13 protein-coding genes are annotated in these 18,858 nt (G+C 59.8%); 7 read left to right on the top strand and 6 right to left on the bottom strand.

Features of this window, described 5'->3' with window-relative positions:
- Positions 1-69 precede the first annotated feature (69 nt).
- From ACZCED_RS17090 to ACZCED_RS17080, 3 genes are all read right to left on the bottom strand, one after another.
- A complete protein-coding gene (locus ACZCED_RS17090; RefSeq protein WP_462967792.1) occupies positions 70-1,539 on the bottom strand; it encodes a trimethylamine methyltransferase family protein in 1,470 nt (489 codons plus the stop codon).
- Positions 1,540-1,609: 70 nt separating this feature from the next.
- Positions 1,610-3,046, bottom strand: coding sequence for a trimethylamine methyltransferase family protein (locus tag ACZCED_RS17085; protein ID WP_464861277.1), 1,437 nt, complete (start codon positions 3,044-3,046; stop codon positions 1,610-1,612).
- 50 nt (positions 3,047-3,096) lie between these two features.
- Positions 3,097-4,980: an aldehyde ferredoxin oxidoreductase family protein gene (locus ACZCED_RS17080; RefSeq protein ID WP_464861276.1), complete on the bottom strand. Its 1,884-nt coding sequence runs from the start codon at positions 4,978-4,980 to the stop codon at positions 3,097-3,099.
- A 356-nt stretch (positions 4,981-5,336) separates the two neighbouring features.
- Here ACZCED_RS17080 and ACZCED_RS17075 point away from each other — a divergent pair, with 356 nt between their 5' ends.
- From ACZCED_RS17075 to ACZCED_RS17050, 6 genes are all read left to right on the top strand, one after another.
- On the top strand, positions 5,337-6,092 hold the full coding sequence (locus tag ACZCED_RS17075; RefSeq protein ID WP_462967789.1) for a GntR family transcriptional regulator: 756 nt from the start codon (positions 5,337-5,339) through the stop codon (positions 6,090-6,092).
- 273 nt (positions 6,093-6,365) lie between these two features.
- On the top strand, positions 6,366-8,006 hold the full coding sequence (locus ACZCED_RS17070) for an ABC transporter substrate-binding protein (RefSeq protein ID WP_462967788.1): 1,641 nt from the start codon (positions 6,366-6,368) through the stop codon (positions 8,004-8,006).
- A gap of 276 nt (positions 8,007-8,282) precedes the next feature.
- A complete protein-coding gene (locus tag ACZCED_RS17065) occupies positions 8,283-9,581 on the top strand; it encodes an ABC transporter permease (RefSeq protein ID WP_462967787.1) in 1,299 nt (432 codons plus the stop codon).
- A 10-nt stretch (positions 9,582-9,591) separates the two neighbouring features.
- Positions 9,592-10,524 carry an ABC transporter permease gene (locus ACZCED_RS17060; protein WP_464861275.1) on the top strand — a complete coding sequence of 311 codons (933 nt, stop codon included), beginning with the start codon at positions 9,592-9,594 and terminating at the stop codon, positions 10,522-10,524.
- Positions 10,525-10,640: 116 nt separating this feature from the next.
- The gene (locus tag ACZCED_RS17055; RefSeq protein ID WP_464861274.1) at positions 10,641-12,770 is read left to right on the top strand and encodes a dipeptide ABC transporter ATP-binding protein; all 2,130 of its coding nucleotides are present in this window, start codon (positions 10,641-10,643) and stop codon (positions 12,768-12,770) included.
- Between the two features lie 33 nt (positions 12,771-12,803).
- Positions 12,804-13,697, top strand: coding sequence for a sugar phosphate isomerase/epimerase family protein (locus ACZCED_RS17050; RefSeq protein WP_464861273.1), 894 nt, complete (start codon positions 12,804-12,806; stop codon positions 13,695-13,697).
- A 22-nt stretch (positions 13,698-13,719) separates the two neighbouring features.
- Here the strand turns inward: ACZCED_RS17050 and ACZCED_RS17045 are convergent, their stop codons facing one another.
- Genes ACZCED_RS17045 through ACZCED_RS17035 form a run of 3 tightly spaced genes read right to left on the bottom strand, consistent with a single transcriptional unit; the run spans position 13,720 to position 18,006 of the window.
- On the bottom strand, positions 13,720-14,118 hold the full coding sequence (locus tag ACZCED_RS17045; protein ID WP_462967783.1) for a response regulator: 399 nt from the start codon (positions 14,116-14,118) through the stop codon (positions 13,720-13,722).
- A 2-nt stretch (positions 14,119-14,120) separates the two neighbouring features.
- Complete coding sequence (locus tag ACZCED_RS17040; RefSeq protein ID WP_462967782.1) at positions 14,121-16,775, bottom strand: response regulator; 2,655 nt, start codon at positions 16,773-16,775, stop codon at positions 14,121-14,123.
- 1 nt (position 16,776) lies between these two features.
- Positions 16,777-18,006, bottom strand: coding sequence for an HDOD domain-containing protein (locus ACZCED_RS17035; RefSeq protein ID WP_464861272.1), 1,230 nt, complete (start codon positions 18,004-18,006; stop codon positions 16,777-16,779).
- Between the two features lie 229 nt (positions 18,007-18,235).
- On the opposite strand from ACZCED_RS17035, the gene ACZCED_RS17030 reads away from it, so the two are divergent.
- Positions 18,236-18,858: ADP-ribosylglycohydrolase family protein (locus tag ACZCED_RS17030; RefSeq protein WP_464861271.1), on the top strand; the 623-nt coding region annotated here is incomplete at its 3' end.

Here is an 18,858-nt window from a genome sequence, read left to right as displayed (position 1 = left end):
CAATCGATGCGCCGGCGCATATACCGCTTTCGCTAAACGCGCTCCTTTTTTGTCATGGTTCGCTGCATTTCAGTCTTTGTGCATGCGGTCCAGGATCTCCTTCTCCCCTTCCCGTTTCAAGCGCTGCACCTCATCGAGAATCCTGCCGTCCAGGGGTTCGGGCTGGTGGGTGTCCACGATCTTGCGCACCTCCTGGCGGACACGATCCTCCATGGTCGGCTGGCCGGCCGCCTGCCAGGTGGCGATGGGCTGCCGGTTCAACAATCTGGCCTGCCACAGCTCCTTGCGCAGATGATCCACCGTGTGCCGCTGGGCCAGGAAATTGCCGCCGGGTCCCACGGCGTCGATGACGTCCCGGGCCAGGGTGTCCGCGTTCACGGTGATGCCTTCGATGAAGCGCTTGGTCATGCCGATGATTTCGTTGCCCATGACCAGCTGTTCGCAGGAGCAGGCCATGCCGCTGGCCATGTAGCCGACGTCGTGGATCAGGTTCAACCCCGCCAGCGCCTGGCTGAAAATGGCGAAGGTGCTCTCGATGCCGGCCTGGGCATCCAGGCGCTTGGCATCGGTGGCGCCGGCCAGGCCCCACGTAGGCAGGCCGAAAGACTGCGCCACCTGGGCCTGGGCCGCCAAACCCAGGCTACCCTCGGGCGCACCGAATGCCATCAGGGCGGTGGCCATGTCCAGGATGCCGACGTTGCCGCTCATGGACACCGGGCAGCCGGGGTTGCGCAACTGGGCCAGGGTGATGTGGATCAGGGATTCGGCGGTAATCTGGACGACCGTACCGGCCAGGGTCATGGGTGACGTGGCACCGGGCTGGGCGGTGGCACCGGGCACCTGGGGCATGTACCGGTCGGCCGCGATAAAGATGCGGTCCACCACTTCCTGGGGAAAGACAAACGGCGAGATCGCCTCCGGGTAGAGAAGCACGAAGGGGCGTTCTCTCAGCCGGTCGGCCCCGCCGGCCACAATCGCCGCCATTTCAAATACATATTCGCAGCCCAAGGGGGTGTAGCCGATAAAGACCATGGGTTTGCTGGTGTTGGTGACCACCGCTTCGAACTCGTACAGGTCGGCCACGTTGCCGTCGACATCCTGGGACGACCCCATGGGCATCACAAAGTCAATGTGGGGCAGGGCGTCGGCTACCCGGGCACCGATGGCGATATCCGCCACACGCGTTTCGTGGTATTCACCGGTGAGGGCATCCTTGGTGTTGGGGCTGGCCGTCGAGGTGCTGTAGTGGCTTTTGCGTCCCTCCACCTCCATGGCCCTGCGGCCGCACCGGTCATAGATGGTCCACCCTTTGGGAACGGTCGCCAGGCAGCCTTCGACGAGGTAGCGGGGAATCTTCACCCGTTCGTCCTTGACAATGGCGCCGGCCCCGGCCAGCATCCGCCGGGCTCCTGGATGAAGGCATTTGAACCCCGATTTTTCGATCACTTCAAAAGCGGCCTGGCGGATTTCCCAGACCTGGTCATCGGTCAGGACACGCATGTCAACGCTGCGGGTTTGGGTTCGTGAGGTCTGAATCACCGTGTGCCTCCATTCATCAATTTTAGTTGTTGTGTCAAATCAGCGGTGCTCTGCCGTTCAGGGTTGGCATTCATTTATAGCCGGCCACCACTGCCTTGACGGCAGCGGCCTTCTTCTCATCCATCGGTGTGGACGTGTGGGTTTTCAGAATCTGGTTCAAGCGCTCGTGGGCGCGGTCCAATAGGCTGGTCCTGCCGTCCGCCGACCAGCGCTCATAGCTGTTGCGGCAAATCAGCCGTGGACGCCACTGCGTGCTGCGCAGGTGTTTGAGCGTGTGAGGCTGGGTGAGAAACTGTCCCTGCCGGCCCCCCTGCGCGATCACCTCAACGGCCAATTGATCGTCGTCGACGACTATGCCTTTCTGGATCCGGCGGATCTGGTCGATCACCTCATCCATGATCACGATCATCTCCAGGCTGCCGGTCAGGCCGAAATCCAGGTAGCCCACATCGTGGTTGAGGTTCGAGCCGGCGGCGGTGGACAGGTAGGTCAGCAGGCCGGCTTCGTAGGTGGCCTGGCCGTCGGGGATCTGGGCGTCGCTGGTGCCGGCATAGCCCCAATTGGGGATATCGAAGTAATGGCTCATCTCCACCATGCCCATGTATGCCATGAGGTATTCGGGGGCGTTGTAGGAGCACTGGCTGGTGGCCATGTCCAGCACGGCGGCACCCATCCCCATCAGGAAGGGCGCACCCGGCGCGGTTAGCTGGTGGACGACCAGACCGAAAAAGCATTCGGCCAGGCCCTGGACCACGTGGCCGGCGACGGTCATGGGCGCGGTGGAGCCGGCGATGGGAGCCGGAGAGTAGATCACCGGCATGCCCGTTTCCGCGCAAAAAATCAGCTTGTCGATGCTTTTAAAGGGGTGTTTGAGCGGGCTGATGGGCTCGTCATACTGGACCCAGTATGGCTTTTCCCGCAGCTGGGGTTCCCCGCCCCTGAGGATTTTGGAGATTTCCCACATGGCCGCCAGGTCGTCGCGGCTGTCCGCCGTGTTGACGATGGGTTTAATGGAGTTGGCCGACATGGCGGCAAAGCTTTCCACGTAGGACCGCTTGGCATCGATGTCGTGGGGATGGGCAAACGACATGATAAAATCGATATTGGTCAGGGCGTCGCACACCCGGGCCGCCCGGACGATGTGTTCCAGGCGGGTATGCGTCCGCTCCAGGGTCTTGCCGTCCACGTGGTACATGAGATCGGAGCCCGTACCGAAATAGGCCCGCCGCCCCCCCAGGTCCATCACATGCTCGCCTTCCCGGTTGAACATAGGGATGTTGGCCGGTGCGCTGTCCACCGCTTTTTCAACCAGTGCGGGGGGAATCGTGATCACGCCGTCCGCATCCTGGCGGCATCCGGCGTCCTTGAGCAATTTTGCAGCGCCGTCGTGCTGCAGGCGCATGCCGGTGTGCGCCAGCACCTCAAGGGCGGCGTGGTATATTTTTTCCCTGTCTGTTTCAGAAAGAAAGGTCAGCGTGGGCGCAAAGGCATTGGGTTCCAGGTTCATGGTCGGTATTCCTTTTCGGTTGGCGGCGGCGATGGCGCCGCTTAAGTGGTTCAGGACGGGGGGGCAACGGGCTCGATGCCCAGAGCGGTCAGCGTTTCCTTCAACGGACGCCCCTTTTCGTCCCAACCCATGGCTGCGTAAAAGTCGAGAAGCATCCGGGTCATGACCGCCTGCGTCAGCAGCGTGTCTCCATTTAGAAAGAACATCTCGGGGAGGCGGTCTTCATCCATATCCGGGGCATGCTTGAGATTGAACAGGCGTTCCATGGCCGCGATCCGATCACCGATATGAAAGAGGTCATCGGCGTACAGGGACAACCCGGTGATGGCCGAGGCCAGCACCGCTTCATTTTCCAGGTCGAAGGTGCCCAGCAGCGACAGGGTGGGCACCTTGCACAGCCCCAGGCTGTCCACGATGATGTTCACCAGCACAGCCCGGCGCACCAGCCGGCCCTTGCCTGCCGGTCTTCGCCGGTTCACCGAATCGGCGGACCCGAATGCATCGGCACCCTTTTGCGCCGGCCATCGATGCTCCAGGGAGGCATACACATTGTTGTAGTCGCCGCCGCGGCTGGATACGACATAGCCCAGCGCACTGCCCAACATGTTCGCAGGGTGGTAGGCGGTCAACTCCAGCCCTTTGACATGGGCGGCGAATTTCCACGAATCCTTGCCGATCGTCGCTGCCGCCCGCTTGACGCCCTGCGCCAGGATGCCGCCCAATCCGTCGCCGGCCGCCATCTGCCGGATAAGCGCTTCCATGGCCGCGGCATCGCCCCATGCCAGGGCCATGCCGTTTGTGTCTGCGCCGGTGAGGATACCGCGCTCGAACAGGTCCATGGCAAAAGCGATCGCCGTTGCCGCCGACGTGGAATCCATTCCCAGGCGCGTGCACAAGTTGTCCAGATGGACGACCGCCTGCAAATCCCCCAGTCCGCACTTTGATCCCAGGTTGATCATGGGTTCGAATTCCGGTCGGGTGGCTGATTGGCCCCTCATGGGGCCGTTTTTGAATGATAGATCGGCTTTGCATTGGACCGGGCAGCGGTAACATCCGCTGGAGCGGACTTTGTCTTTGATCAGCTGCCGGCCATCCAGCCGTTCTGCCATCTCGAAGCGGTTTTGCCGGTAATTGCGGGTACCCATGACGCCCATGTCGTCGGCCCACTTGATATAGCCGGCACCGCCGAAGCGGGAAAAGGTTTGGTAATCCGGGGAGGCCTTGATCTGCTTGACATATTGGCCCACTGCACTGCCGATGAGAGTGCGTCGATCGTCGAAAGGCCTGCATGCCCCTTTTTCAATGGCCACCGCCTTGAGATGCTTGGTGCCCATAACCGTACCGAGGCCGGTCCGGCCTGCGGCATGGTCTCTTCCGGTGACGATGCAGGCAAAGCGGGCCCCGGACTCGCCGGCGGTACCGATGGACAGGATTTGAAGGTCAGGCTGGGCCAGATCACCGGCGATGCGGTCCTGGGTCTCGAAGGCATCCAGCCCCCAATAGGACGAGGCGTCTCTGATTTCGACCGTGCTTTTGGAAATGTATAGATAGACCGGCGTTGACGATCGTCCCCGGATCACCAGGCTCAGGATACCGGTGGATCTCAGCCAGGCGCCGGCATAGCCGCCCACGTTGGAACTTCCGATCAGCCCGGTGAGGGGCGACAGGGCGTTGAGGTGAAGCCGTGAGGCCGTGGGGGCCCGGGAACCGGTGAGCAGGCCGCAGGAAACGACAAGGATGTTGTCCGGCCCCATGGGGTCGGCTCCCTTCGGCAGATGCTCGAAAAGGTAACCCACATTGAATCCGCGGCCGCCCAACAACCGGCTAATGGCCGCATGGGACAGCGGCCGGCGATTGCAGGTGCCGTTGCTCAGATTGACCTCCAGCAGGTCGCCGAACGGGTTCGGCGGGTTGCGGTCCACCATTTTATCCATCACAGCTGACGGGTTCGTAAAAAAAGCCGATATCTACGTTACGCCTCATTCCCCGGTAATGGCAAGCCGTGAGCCCGGACGCTTTACGAATCCGTCGGAAAATAGCACGATTGAGGAATACATCATCTCGGAAACAGCTTTTCCGCAACGCATGCGTTGCGTTTGATTGCGTACAGCCGGTCCTTCAGTAAAAGTCGCCTTCACCTGTATATACAGCATACAGCCTTATTATTCATGGGTAAAAATAAAGTCAAGCAGATTTCACCTCGACAATTGGGATCAAATGTGCAAAGAAATGAAGTGATTTTCCGGCCTCTGGGTTTCCTCGTCCATCCGATGCGTAAAGCTCATCAGTCATGAAAACGTCGGCTCCCAAATATGCATTGATCAAGGATCATTTGATCCAGGGGGTTGCCGCGTGCCGGTTTCATGATCGCCTTCCGTCGGAAAACGAACTGGCCCGCTTTCACAAAGTCAGTCGCATGACCGCCCGAAAAGCCCTGGATGAACTGGTGCGCGACGGTATCGCCCGGCGGGTGCCGGGCAAGGGAACCTTCCTGAAAAAGCGGGATTTCACGCAGGCCTATTTTCACATCCATCCGTTTTCGGAAAACGCCAGAATCTTTCATGTGGGCACTCGATCGCGGCTGGTCCGTTCGGGGATGGTCAATCTCCCGCAGGAGTTGGACACCCGACTTCCCGGTAAAAAAGCGGTAGGCATCGTGCGTGTTCACCATTTCGACGAACGGGCGGCCTGCCATGAGGTGCGCTACCTGCGGGCCGATTGCTGTGCCGGCATTCTGGACGAAAACCTGGCGGTGCAATCCGTTCATGACCTGCTTGCCCGACGGTTTGGACTGGTCATCACCCGGGTATGGCAGCGTCTGGAAGCCGTCAGCCTGAACACGTCCATCGCCGTGGAACTGGGGGTGCCACCCGGTGTTCCCGCGTTTTGCATGCATCAATTGCTGATTGCCGGCGACCGGCCCGTCTCTTATGTGATTTACCATATGCGCAGTGATCTTTATGCATTTGAAGATACCTTCTCTCCGCAAGGGGAGGGATCAATCCGGGAGGCGGTCGCTTCGAAGCCAGTAAAGATAAATCAGTAATCTCATCTGATATATCAGTCTAATAAGATGACACCTTATTTTAATTTTATTGATATTAAAGGCGATCAATGCTATTGGTTTTTCACTGATTTTTCTAACCTGTGGGGCTGACCCGTTTCATAGATACCGTCGCTGCCATGGCGGCCTTATTGACCTGAAGCCTTTGTGACCTGTGCTTTGCAGGCACTGCGTGCGCCCCCCGATCGTCACGCAACGGCGACAGGTGACAACCATATCATTGACCGATGGTCCACTATCACCCAAGGAGGAGACATGAAAGAAAAGATGCATTCGGCAGTCGAGGCGCTTAACAGCGATTTTCAGAAAGGCAAGATGACCCGACGGGAGTTTATCCGATTCACCACCCTCCTGGGGGTCTCCGCCGCCGCCGCCACCCAGATGGCGGGACTGGCCTTTCCCAAAAAGGCAATCGCCGGCGCGGTTAAGCGAGGCGGCACCTTGAAAGTGGCCGCACCGGTTCACAAAGTGACCCATCCGGCCCAGTTTTCCTGGATCTCGCCCACCAACCAGATGCGCCAGGTGGCCGAGTATCTGACCTATACCGACGAGAACAACATCACCCATCCCTACCTGCTGGAAAACTGGCAGGCCAGTGACGATCTGAAAACTTGGACACTCAACCTGCGCAAAGGGATCAAACACAACAATGGCGACGACTTCAATGCCGATGACGTGGTGTTTACCTTCAACCAGTGGCTGGACAAGGATGTGGGATCGTCCATGAAGGGCATGCTCAGCTACTTGGACGCTGGCAGCGTGGAAAAAGTGTCCGACCACCAGGTGAAGCTCCACCTGAAAAATCCCGAAATCGCGGTGCCCGAGCACCTGTTTCACTATCCAGCCATGGTGCTGAACCACCGCACCTTCGAAGGGGACTTCATCAAAGCACCCCACGGTACCGGCCCCTACACCATCGAGACCTATCTCGAAGGTGAACGCTGCGTGCTGAAACGGCGCAACGACTACTGGAACAAGGGCGCAGACGGCAATCCGCTGCCCTATCTGGACAAGATCGAATTCATCGATATGGGCACCGAAATGGGCCCCATGATCGCCGCCATCCAGGCCGGTGAGATCGACCTGCTGGATTTCAGCGATATTGGAGGTACCGAAGCCTACCAGGCCCTTAAAGACAACCCCAAGGTCAATGTTCAGGCGGTCACCACCAACCAGACCCGCATTCTGAGAATGCGCGTGGACATGAAGCCGTGGTCCGACAACCGCGTGCGCTCGGCGCTGAAGCTGTGCCAGCACCGCGAAAAAATACTCGCCCTGGCCTACTTCGGGCAGGGCATGGAGGGCCAGGATGTGCACGTGAGTCCCAAGCATCCGGAATACTGCCCCATCGACACACCCAAATACGACCCCATGAAGGCCAAACAACTGCTCGCGGAAGCCGGATACCCCAACGGACTGGACGTCAACCTGGCCGTGGGCAGCGGCTGGAGCGAGATCGTGCGCTACGCCGAAATCCTCAAGCAGGACGCGGCGCCGGCCGGTTTCCGGATCAACATCCAGACCATGCCCAACAGCCAGTACTGGGAAAAATGGACCGAAGTTGACCTGGGCATCACCACCTGGGCCCATCGCCCGGTCGGCACCATGGTGCCCAGTCTGGCCTATGTGGGCGACGAAAACGGCAAACCGGTGGCCTGGAACGAAACCCGCTGGGTGGACAAGGAGTACTCCGAATTGCTGACCCAGGCCAACGGCACCCTGGATGTGGAGGCCCGCCGCAAGATCTTCTGCAAGCTCGAAAAGATCCAGCAGGAGCGCGGCTCCATCGGCAATGCCTTCTGGATCAACGTCTGGACCATCTCCAGGAAGCCGGTCCAGGGGGTCAAAGCCCACCCCAGCCTCTACCTGAAGCTGGACGATGTCTGGATGAGCTGATCCGCTGCGTCATGCAATTTAATAAATGGCGGAGAGGGCCGAACGTCGCCCTCTCCGCCCGAAGGAAAAGTGCCACACGATAAATGACCGAATCCAACGCACCGCAACCGACTGAATCCCGAACCGACAACAGGGTCGATTCGTTGACCGGCGGTGCGTCATGCCACTGTTTCTCCGCAGCCTCCGACTATCCCAACCCAACCCTTCCCACGGTTGCTATGGCCCGGCAACACCATGGGCACCGCTTTTCCAACAACACCACAGGAATCTGACGCTATGGCCAAATTTATCCTCAGACGGTTTTTGCTGCTCCTGCTGACCATGTTCCTGGTCTCCATGGCCGTTTTTCTGATTGCCGAGGCATCGCCGGGCAACGTGGCCAAAAACATTCTAGGTGCTTTTATCACCCCGGAACAGGAAGCCTCGTTTCTGGCCCAGATGGGGCTGGACAAACCGGCGTGGCAGCGCTACCTCTACTGGCTGGCCGGCAGCGACTGGCACGCATCCAGAAAGGTGGGGCTGCCCCTTGAAAAAATTACAACTGCCAAGGGCTTCGAGGAGTGGTGGGCGGTGGACACATCCGGCCGGCTGGTCCGTTGGACCCTGAAGGGAGAAAACTTAGTGGCCCTGGTCCGCGAAACGGACGGGAGTGTCACCGAATCGATCGACAACGGTCGCTGGGCCACCGATAAAAATGGAAAAAGCACCTTTTGGGGACTGGACAAGCAGAACCACGCCGTTCTGTGGGAAAAGGGCACCGACCGGGAGGTCTGGAGTTTCGTGGTGGGCAAGGGGTGGATGAAAACCAGTGGCGGCCCCGCCGAGTATATCCCGCTGAAAAAAGGCTTTGTGCGCGGCGATCCTGGCGTCAGCCTTCGAACCGGCCGGCCGGTGGGCAAGAGCATGTTCGTGCGGTTGAGAAATTCGCTGGTCCTGGCCGGCATCGCCTTCGTGATCGTCATGCCCCTGGCTCTGATTCTGGGCATCATCGCCGGCCTCAAGGAGGGCTCCATCAAGGATCGGTTCCTGTCCATCTCCGGCATGATGTTCTCGGTGATTCCCGAATTCGCCACCGGTATCTTTCTCATTCTCATCGTGTCACACTGGCTTCAACTGGTGCCCGGCGCCACCGTCTTCGGCGAAAAAGCCCCCTGGGAGCGGCCGGACATGCTCGTGCTGCCGGTGCTCACCCTCACGCTGATCGAGTTGGGCTACGTATTGCGCATCACCCGGGCCAGCATGTCCGAAGTCATGCGCTCGCCCTACATCCGCACCGCCTTCTTAAAGGGCCTGCCCTATTGGAAGGTGGTCACCGGCCACGCGGTGAGAAATGCGCTGATCGCCCCCATCACCGTCATCATGCTCCACGTCAACTGGCTGCTGGGCGGCATCGTGATCGTCGAGGTGGTCTTCGGCTATCCGGGGCTGGGCCAGTACCTCCTGGATTCAGCCCTTTACAAGGACATCAATGCCCTGGAAGCCGGCACCATGATCATGGTCCTCATGGCCGTCTCCACGCAGCTGGTCGCCGACATCATTTACACCTTCCTCAACCCGAGAATTCGATATGCCTGACGAAGCGAATATGGAAATGAACGATAAAAAAGTTGGCGTCCCCTCCTCCCAGCCGGAAAGGGGGCGTTTTGAGAAACTGAAGAACGCACTGGCCGTCCTCTTCGCCTCGAAGACCGCCGTCGTCGGTTTGTTTCTGGTGCTGTTCTGGGTGGCGACCGCCCTTTTCGCCCCCTATATCACCGCTTACGGACCCAACGACCAGGACTGGAAAGCGCCCAACCAAGGCCCCTCCTGGAGCCACCCGCTGGGCACGGACGAACTGGGTCGGGACCTGTGGTCCCGTCTGGCCTACGGCGCCCGCATCGTACTGGTGATCCTGCCGGTGACCGACAGCTTCTGGATTCCCGGCGGAACCGCCCTGTGGGGGGTATTTGCCTCCCTGCTTTTCGGGGCCACCCTGGGCCTTCTGGGGGGCTACCGCGGGGGCTGGATCGATGAAATTATCATGCGCTTTCTGGACGCCATGATGTCGGTGCCCATTATCCTGCTCTACCTGATTATCGTGGCCGCCATCGGCGCCTCGGCCGTGAACGTGGTCCTGGCCATCGCCATCGTGGGCACCCCCGGTGTGGCCAGGCTGGTGCGCAGTCTGGCCCTGGACATTCGCACGCGCGATTATGTCCGGGCGGCGGAAACCCGCGGCGAGAGCGACGCGTATATCATGTTTACCGAAATTCTGCCCAATGCCAAGGGCCCCATCATCATCGATGCCATGCTGCGGGTGGGCTATGCCATTTTCGCCATGGGAACTCTGGGTTTTCTGGGACTGGGCCTGCCGCCGCCATCGCCGGACTGGGGCTCCATGGTGGCCAAAGGCCGTGAGTTTATCCTCATCGGCAGCCCCTGGGCCGCCCTGTGGCCGTCTTTGGCCATCGCCTCCCTCGTCGTCGGGTTGAACCTGCTGGCCGACGGGCTTCGCGAGGAGTCCATGCGCTACCAGTAGCGCGGCGGTTGCCAGTCCCTTTCACGGCTGCCGGCACCGGGGAGCCGGCAGCTTAAGGAAGTCTCAGCGCAGCGTTTATAAGACTTCTCAACTGCCCCAACAAGGAAGCCTGAATCATGACCTCAAGCGAATCGTCCACTGCACCACCGATTCTGGAAGTCGAAGACCTGGCCATCTCCTACAAAACCCGCAAACGGGAGGTCCCGGCGGTTCGTGGCGTGAGCTTTGCCGTGCACGAACAAGAGACCGTGGGGATCGTCGGCGAGTCGGGCTGCGGCAAGAGTACCATCGCCTTCGGCATTCTCGATTTTCTCGGTGCCAACGGCAAGGTCGTGGCCGGAAGCATTCGTTTCAAGGGAGAAGAATTAGTGGGTCGCCCCAAAGAGGAACTTCGCCGCATCCGGGGCAACCAGATTTCCATGGTCTACCAGGATCCCATGCAGGCCCTCAACCCATCCCTAACCATCGGCCGACAGCTTTCCGAAGTGCTCACCACCCACCAGGACATGTCCCATGAAGAGGCCTGGAAACACAGCATTCAAATGCTCGACCGGGTATACATGCCCGATGCCGCCAATGTCATGAACCGCTACCCGCACATGATTTCGGGCGGGCAGCAGCAACGGGTGGTAATTGCCATGGCCATGCTCAACAACCCGGCCCTGCTGATCATGGACGAACCCACCACCGCCCTGGACGTGACCGTGGAGGCGGCGGTGCTGGATCTGATCGAAGACCTGAAAAAGGATTTCAACACCGGCATCATCTTCATCACCCACAACCTGGGCGTGGTGGCCCGGGTCAGCAACCGCCTCTGCGTCATGTACGCCGGGGAGCTGGTTGAAAAAGGCCCCATCAACGATTTGTTCGCCCAACCGGCGCACCCTTACACCCGGGGGTTGCTGTGCTGTATCCCCCGATTGACCGACGATCTGTCCTATTCCCAGCTGTGGTCCATTCGCGGACGCGTACCACCGCCGGCCGAACGATCGGCCGACCGCTGCATTTTCCAGCCCCGTTGCGACTGGGCGTTTGACCAATGCAGCACCGCCCATCCCGAGTTGGAAGCGATCACGACGGAGCATCAATCCCGCTGTTTCCTCGGCAAAGAGACCCTGAACCACCCCCATGACGAGTACACCCGGGGGAAAAGGCGAACCTTGGCGGTGTCCGAAAACGGTGCCGCCGAACGGCCGGAGGAAACGCTGAGCCGGCTGGAGAACGTCAGGGTATACTACGAACAGCAGAGCAGTTCACTGAAGAGCCTGTTCGGCATGGGGGAAAAGCGCTACGTCAAAGCAGTGGACGACATCTCCCTGCGCATACGCAAGGGCAGCACCATAGGCATCGTCGGCGAGTCGGGCTGCGGCAAGAGCACCCTGGTCAAGGGGCTGATCGGCCTGGAGCGGCTCACCGACGGCCGGGCCCAGCTGATGGGGCTCGACATCTCCGAGCCCGTATCCCGGCGAGAGCTCAAACTGATCAAGGAACTGCAGATGGTCTTCCAGAATCCCGACTCCACATTAAATCCCTCCTTTTCCATCGGCAAGCAGATCGGCCGGCCCATCCGGCGTTTTAAAACAGGCAAAGGGGCGGCGGTGCGCCAGGAGGTAGAACGGCTGCTCAGGGCCGTGAAGCTGGCCGCCTACTACTATGACCGCTACCCCCGGCAGTTGTCCGGCGGCGAGAAACAGCGCGTGGGCATCGCCCGCGCCCTGGCCAGCAACCCCAACATGGTCATCTGCGACGAACCGGTGTCCGCCCTGGACGTTTCCGTGCAGGCGGCGGTGCTCAACCTGCTCAACGAGATCAAGGAAGAATTCGGCACCACCCTGATTTTCATCGCCCATGACCTTTCCGTGGTCCGGTTCATTTCCGACTACATCGCTGTCATGTACCTGGGCCAGATCGTGGAGTTCGGACCGGTGGACCGGATCTATCCGCCCCCCTATCACCCGTATACCGAAGCCCTGCTGTCGTCTGTGCCCGTACCCGACCCCCAGGCCAAAAGACGCCAGATCCGTCTCTCCGGCGATGTGCCCAGCGCCTTGAATCCTCCGCCGGGATGCCGGTTCCATACCCGTTGCCCCCGCCGGGCCCTGGCCCCGGACGAGGGCGCTATCTGCGCCCTGCAGGCACCGCCCTGGCAGAAAGGCAAAGGAGAGCACCGCATTTTCTGCCATATCCCCATCGAACAACTGGCGGCGATGGAACCGGTGGTTCCCCAGAGCAAGACCGCCGCCTGATCATCGGCCACCCCACCCTGAGGGAGACATACCATGAAACTCGGCCTCCACACCTACAGCCTGAATCTGCACGGCATCGGCCAGGCCTGGGCGGGGTTCACCTGCCCCTGGCCCCGGCAGCTCTCGACCTTTCAGCTCTTCGACCTGCTGGTTGATCTGGACCTGGAGGGGGTGCACCTGGATGACGGGGTGCTTGAACGCCTGGATGCGGTGTACCTGAAGGAAGTCGGCGCAGCGGCGAAAGACGCCGGACTCTACCTGGAGTATAATTTCTCCATGGACCGGGGCGGCTTCGGCATCGGCATCCAGCACGATTTACGCGCAGCCATCCAGACCGCCGGGCATCTTGGCGCAGACATCGTCAAGGTGGGCATGGAGCTGCGCCGCCCCCGCCCTGTGGCTGCCAGCCGGTTTCATCCAACGGTCATCGAACAGATGGAGAAGGTGGCAGGCCTGCTGGCGGCAGCCGTGCCGCTGGCGGCCAACCAGGGCATCCGTCTGGCCGTGGAAAACCACTGCGACAGCTTTTCCGAAGAGATTCTCTGGCTGCTGGACCGGGTGGACAGCCCGGTGGTGGGGGCCTGCATCGATACGGTCAACGCTCTGCATGTCACCGAAGACCCCATGACCGCTATCGAGCGTCTGGCCCCCCGGGCGTTCACCAACCATTTCCGGGACGACCGTATCGAATTCCAGCGCTGGGGCTTCAAGCTGGTTGGCGCTGCCGTGGGAGAGGGGGATATCGACATGCGGCGGGCCTACGAGCTGTTCCGGGACCGTTCTCGTATGAACCGGATCAATATTGAAACCGAGTTGGAAACGCCCTTGGACGACATGCAGACGGCCCTCGACATGGAGATCGACGCTATTCGGCGCAGCGTCCGCTACTGCCGTGAAGTGTTGGGCATCCACCGGCAAGACGGTTGACCCTGGCACGGATCGGACGCGATCATACGGGATTGTCCGCTCCGGGAAACAGGCTGCTTATTTTTTCCAGCAGGGCCGCCTTTCGGATGGGTTTGACCAGGTAGGCGTCACATTGGTCTTTGGCTTTAACGACATAGTCCACATTGCCGTGAGCGGTTACCATGATCTTTTTTGACCGGGCGACCTGGTTTTTGGTCTCCAGTGCACAAAACCGGCTCAGCAGTTCCAGACCGGTGACGTCCGGCAGTTCGATGTCGATGGTTACCAGGTCATAGGGCTGGTTTTCTTTGATGGCGGCGACGAACCGCTCTGTGGCCTTGACGCCATTGGTGGCCGTATCGCAAGGCCCCACCTTTTTCTCTAGTATCAACTCCAGTTTGGTCAAGGCCACCGGCTCGTCATCGATCAATAAAATTCGCATGGTCATGCTCCTTTCCATTTGGAGACAAACTCCCTGAAATGGTAATATTGGTTCTTTAATTCACCGAAGTCGGCACGGATATCCACCATCGTGGCATCTCGCGCACGCGCTTCCAAACGAGCAGCTGCCGTGGAAAGGGCTGCCGCCTCCATCGTGGCAGCGCCGCCTTTGATGGCGTGAGCCTCCTTGCGAATTCCCTCCCGGTTTTCGGCTGAAATGAATTTTTCAATGACCTCGAGTTGGTTCGTTACCAGTTCGATCAGTTGATCGGCTACTTTTTTCACTGTTTCTGCGTCACCGAATTCTTCCAGAGCAGTAGCGACATCCATGATACCGACATCATCATCTTCACCGGCGACGGTCGGTGGGGCCGGATTGGCCATGGGCTGATTTGTGGGTCCATCTTGCCCCAGGCCGATCCAATGGTCCGCCGTCTTGATCAGTTGGTGCCGATGAACGGGTTTGGTCAGGTAGCCATTCATGCCGGCGTCCAGACATTTTTTCTCGTCCCCTTTCATGGCATTGGCAGTCAGGGCAATGATAGGGGTTCGCCGTTTGCGGCCCTGGGCAGCTTCGAGTGCCCGGATCTTCCCTGTGGCGTCAAAACCGTTCAGGATCGGCATCTGAATGTCCATGAGAATCAGATCATATCGGGTATGCTCGAAAGCTTCCATGGCCTGCTGGCCGTTTTCCGCCAAATCCACGGTGAAGCCGACTGCCGTCAGGTGCATGAAGGCCACCTGCTGATTGGTCAGGTAGTCGTCAACCACCAGGATGTGTCCGCTTCGCGGAGGAACCGGACTGCCGCCACGACCGGTTTGGGCAGGTGCCGACAGTTTCTTTGCGCCGGCTGTGTCGCGCGTGACGCATCCCGTCACCCGCTCGAGGACCGCCCGCAGTTCCCCGATCTTGACCGGCTTGGAAAAAAAACCGTCAAATCCGAGGGAGACCAAATCCCTGCCTGCCGCCATCTCCTGCAGGTTCGTGGCAACGACAATGGGGGTCTTGGCATACGCGGGCATACGCCGGATGTGGTCTTTCAGCGCGACACCACTTAGTCCCGGCATACCGGCATCGGTGATAATGACATCGATGGGTGCGTTCCGATCGGCCATTTCAGCCAGCACGGCCAGTGCAGCATCCCCGTCGGAAGCTGTCACCGCGGACATTCCCAGCTGGCTCAGGTAGGCAGACACAATCCGGCACGTGGTAGCGCTGTTGTCCACCACCAGGAGCATCATCCGGCCTTGGCGAACTTTTTCATCCACAGGCGACGGCTTGCAGTCGGGCTGCATCCCGAAAACGGCTGTGAACCAGAAGGTGCTGCCTTTGCCGGGTCGGCTGTCAACGCCGATCTGGCCACCCATCAGTTCAACCAGCTGCTTGCTGATGGTGGTGCCTAATCCGGTGCCGCCATATTGTCTGGTGATGGAGTCATCGACCTGCGTAAAGCTGGAAAAGACCCGGTCCACTTTTTCCGGGTCGATGCCGACACCGGTGTCAACGATGGAAAAGCGGATGACCGCCCGATCCCCCGGCGGCTGATCCAGCCTGGCCTCGATGAGTATCTCTCCCTCGTGGGTGAATTTCACCGCATTTCCCGCAAGGTTGAGCAGCACCTGACGCAGCCGCACCGGATCACCCACCAGTTCGGTAGGGAGCGATGGATGGACAAAGACGTTGAGTTCGACCCCTTTTTCGGAGGTCTGAAAAACAAAGCTTTCCCCAACCTCTTCCATGAGGGTGCGAAGATTAAATCCGATCTGCTCCAGGTCCAGCTTGCCCGACTCAATTTTTGAAAAATCCAGCACGTCGTTGATTTGCCGGAGCAATGAAAAGGATTCACGGCCGATGATTTCGATGATCCGGCGCTGGCTATCGTCCAAACGGGTGGACAGGGCGACCTCGGTCATACCGAGGATTCCGTTGAGTGGTGTCCTCAACTCATGGCTCATCTTGGCCAAAAAATCCCCTTTGGCCCGGCTGGCGGCCTGGGCCTCTTCGGCCAATCGGTTTGCCCGGCACATGGCCCCCTCCAGCTCCTGTTGGGACTGGGTCAGGGCCTTGGTCCGCTCGGCCACCTGTCTCTCCAGCAACAGGCTCTGATTTTTCAACAGGCTGGTGTAGGCCATGCTTTCCGTCGCATTGGCCACATGCAGCATGATGATCGACAACAGCGTCATGGCCGTGTCCGGCAGCGAGGCGTGGCCGGCCGGCAAAAGGCCGCCGAACATGCCTTTGACCTGATTGTGATTGGCGATCACGTGAAGCAGATACTGCCGCTGGTGGTCTATCGAGGAGATGATTACGCCGCGGCGTTCCCGGATGGCCCAGGCAAAATAGCCCTTATCGATCATGTAGTCCACTTCATGCTGGATCATGTCGGCCATGTTGTCCGGGTGCCGAAAAGTCGGCTGGAATGAAAAATCCGATTCGTCGACCATATAAAAGGCCAGCATCTCGAATGGGTAAATCGCATCGATGCGACGCTTGGCCTCGGGCAACAGGGTGGCGAGGCTGTAGTTGTCTCCTCCCATCTCGGTATAGAAATCTTCTAAGCTGAGAACCATCTCCAGGGCGTTTTGGATGTAGCGCCGGTTGTCCTCTAAATGGACAATGCGGGCGTTCAGGCGGTCGCTATCGCTTTCCAATGCCATTTTATGCTTCACCCTGGAAAACCGTCATGAGAAAGCCCAGGTGGTGAATTGCCTGGGGAATGACCGTGGAAAGGGTCTGGGGGGAAAGACGTAGCTTCTCCCAGGCCGCCACATCCAGCTCCGGTACCCGCCACTCACCGCTTTTGCCCTCACCCAGGCTGTGGGCAATCATGTCCGAAAGGTGGATAATAGCGGCTTTCGCCGGGTCCTGGGCCGCCATCGGACGGTGATGGTAAATTACGTTCTGGCTCAGGGCCACGGGGAACTTCCATTTTTCGAAAAGATCGGCAGCGACGTCGGTGTGTCGAAACCCCATGACGGCCTTCTCCATTTCATAAAGCGATGCCGTGCCACCGGAGGAAGCTGTCAGCATCGATCCGGCCTGCTGAGGAAAATACTTGAAAATCACCATTCTGCCGATGTCATGGAGCAGTCCGGAGATGAAAAGCTGCTCGGTATTGCGGATGTTGCCTCCGGCAGCCAGAATTCGCGCCAATACGCCGCAGGCCAGGCTGTGGTGGGTGAACGCACGCATGTCGAATACCGTCTGGGGGATATCCTTGAAAATTTCCATGGTGGTAATGCCCACGGCCAGGGCAGAAATCTCCTTTGATCCGATGATGGTGACGGCACGGGTGACACTGTCGATCCGTGATGGAAATCCGTAAAAGGCGCTGTTGACGATCCGCAGGAGCAAGGCGGACAGGCCGGGGCTTTTGCTGATCACCTGGGCGATGTCATCGGCCGATGAAAATGGATCGGCGATGGTGTCGTTGAGCTTGAAGATCATGGACGGGATTTCCGGGAGCTTGATGTCCCTGCGGCGCAGCTTTTTGCGGATGTCCTGGCCGGCCGCGGGCAAAGGCGGCGCATTGACCGGCTCCATCCGTCCGGGCCGTTGATGGCCGGCGGCGTGACTGCTCCGGTGTATCACCGCCTGGCGGAAAATCTCGGCAACGGCAGGATGGGCGAGATCGTTGCCTGCAAAGGCAGATTTGAGCGCCTCTGCCACACGCCGCATGGCTTCCGGGTCCGGGGCGTGTGGCTCTTCGGGTTTCCCTTCCTCGGCATCATGGACCTGGACATCCGGCACCCCCCACATTTTAAAGATGGTCAAGTGCTTATGGGCGATGGCTTGGCCTTCGGAAAGCAACAGGCGGCCATTCGTATCCGTCACGTCGCTGGCCAGGACCATACCTGGTTTGAGCTGGTCAATGGAAACATGCGGCATAGCTATTCCGGTCCGTGTGTTCGGGTGAATCGATAGATTGCATTCAATGGGCCGACGCTTTGTATATCGTGCGGCGCCGGCTAAACTTTAGCCGGTTTCCCCGTGCGGATGTGCCCCGGGCCGAACGGCGACCGACGACAGTTTAGAACTACGGATTTGAAAACCGGCGAGGCGTGGTTTATTGTATGGCTTGGGAACCACAGCGGCCAACCGACAGGAGGAAAAACGGATGTCAGAAAATCGCATAAAAGCAGCGGTCATCGGGGCGTTTGTGGCCGATGCGCTGTCCCTGGGTGCGCACTGGGTTTACAACACCGGTGTAATCGACAAGAAATTCGGTCGGGTGCAACGATATTACGATCCGTTGACATCTTACCACAAGGGCAAGAAAGCCGGGGACTTTACGCATTACGGGGACCAGACGCTGGTGCTGCTGGACTCGATGAACGGCGGCGGGTTCGAGGCCCACCGGTTTGCCGACCGGTGGCGCACGTTTTTTGCCGATTACGGCGGCTATTTCGATCAGGCGACCAAATCGACCCTGGCAAACATGGATGCCGGCAACGGCCTGACCGACAGCGCCTCGGATTCAGACGACCTGGCAGGTGCCTCGCGCCTGGCGGCGCTGGTCGATCCCATCCTGGCGGACCCGGTACCCGGCGGCGACGCGCTGCGCCAGGTGGCCTGGACGCTCACAGCGCAGGCGGCGGAGACCCGGGGAGACCACCAGGCTGCCGTCAGCGCCTACCGCGAGGCACGGGTGCTCATCCCCGACGGGGACGAGAGAGCCCGGGCGCTGGAGTCCGGCCTGGCGATCGCCCTCTTGGCGGCCTCCCGCGACGCGGCGGAGCG

Source organism: Desulfosarcina sp. (assembly GCF_055467485.1).
Note: the sequence above shows the minus strand (reverse complement) of the source record. Positions and strands in the feature narration are given on the sequence as shown.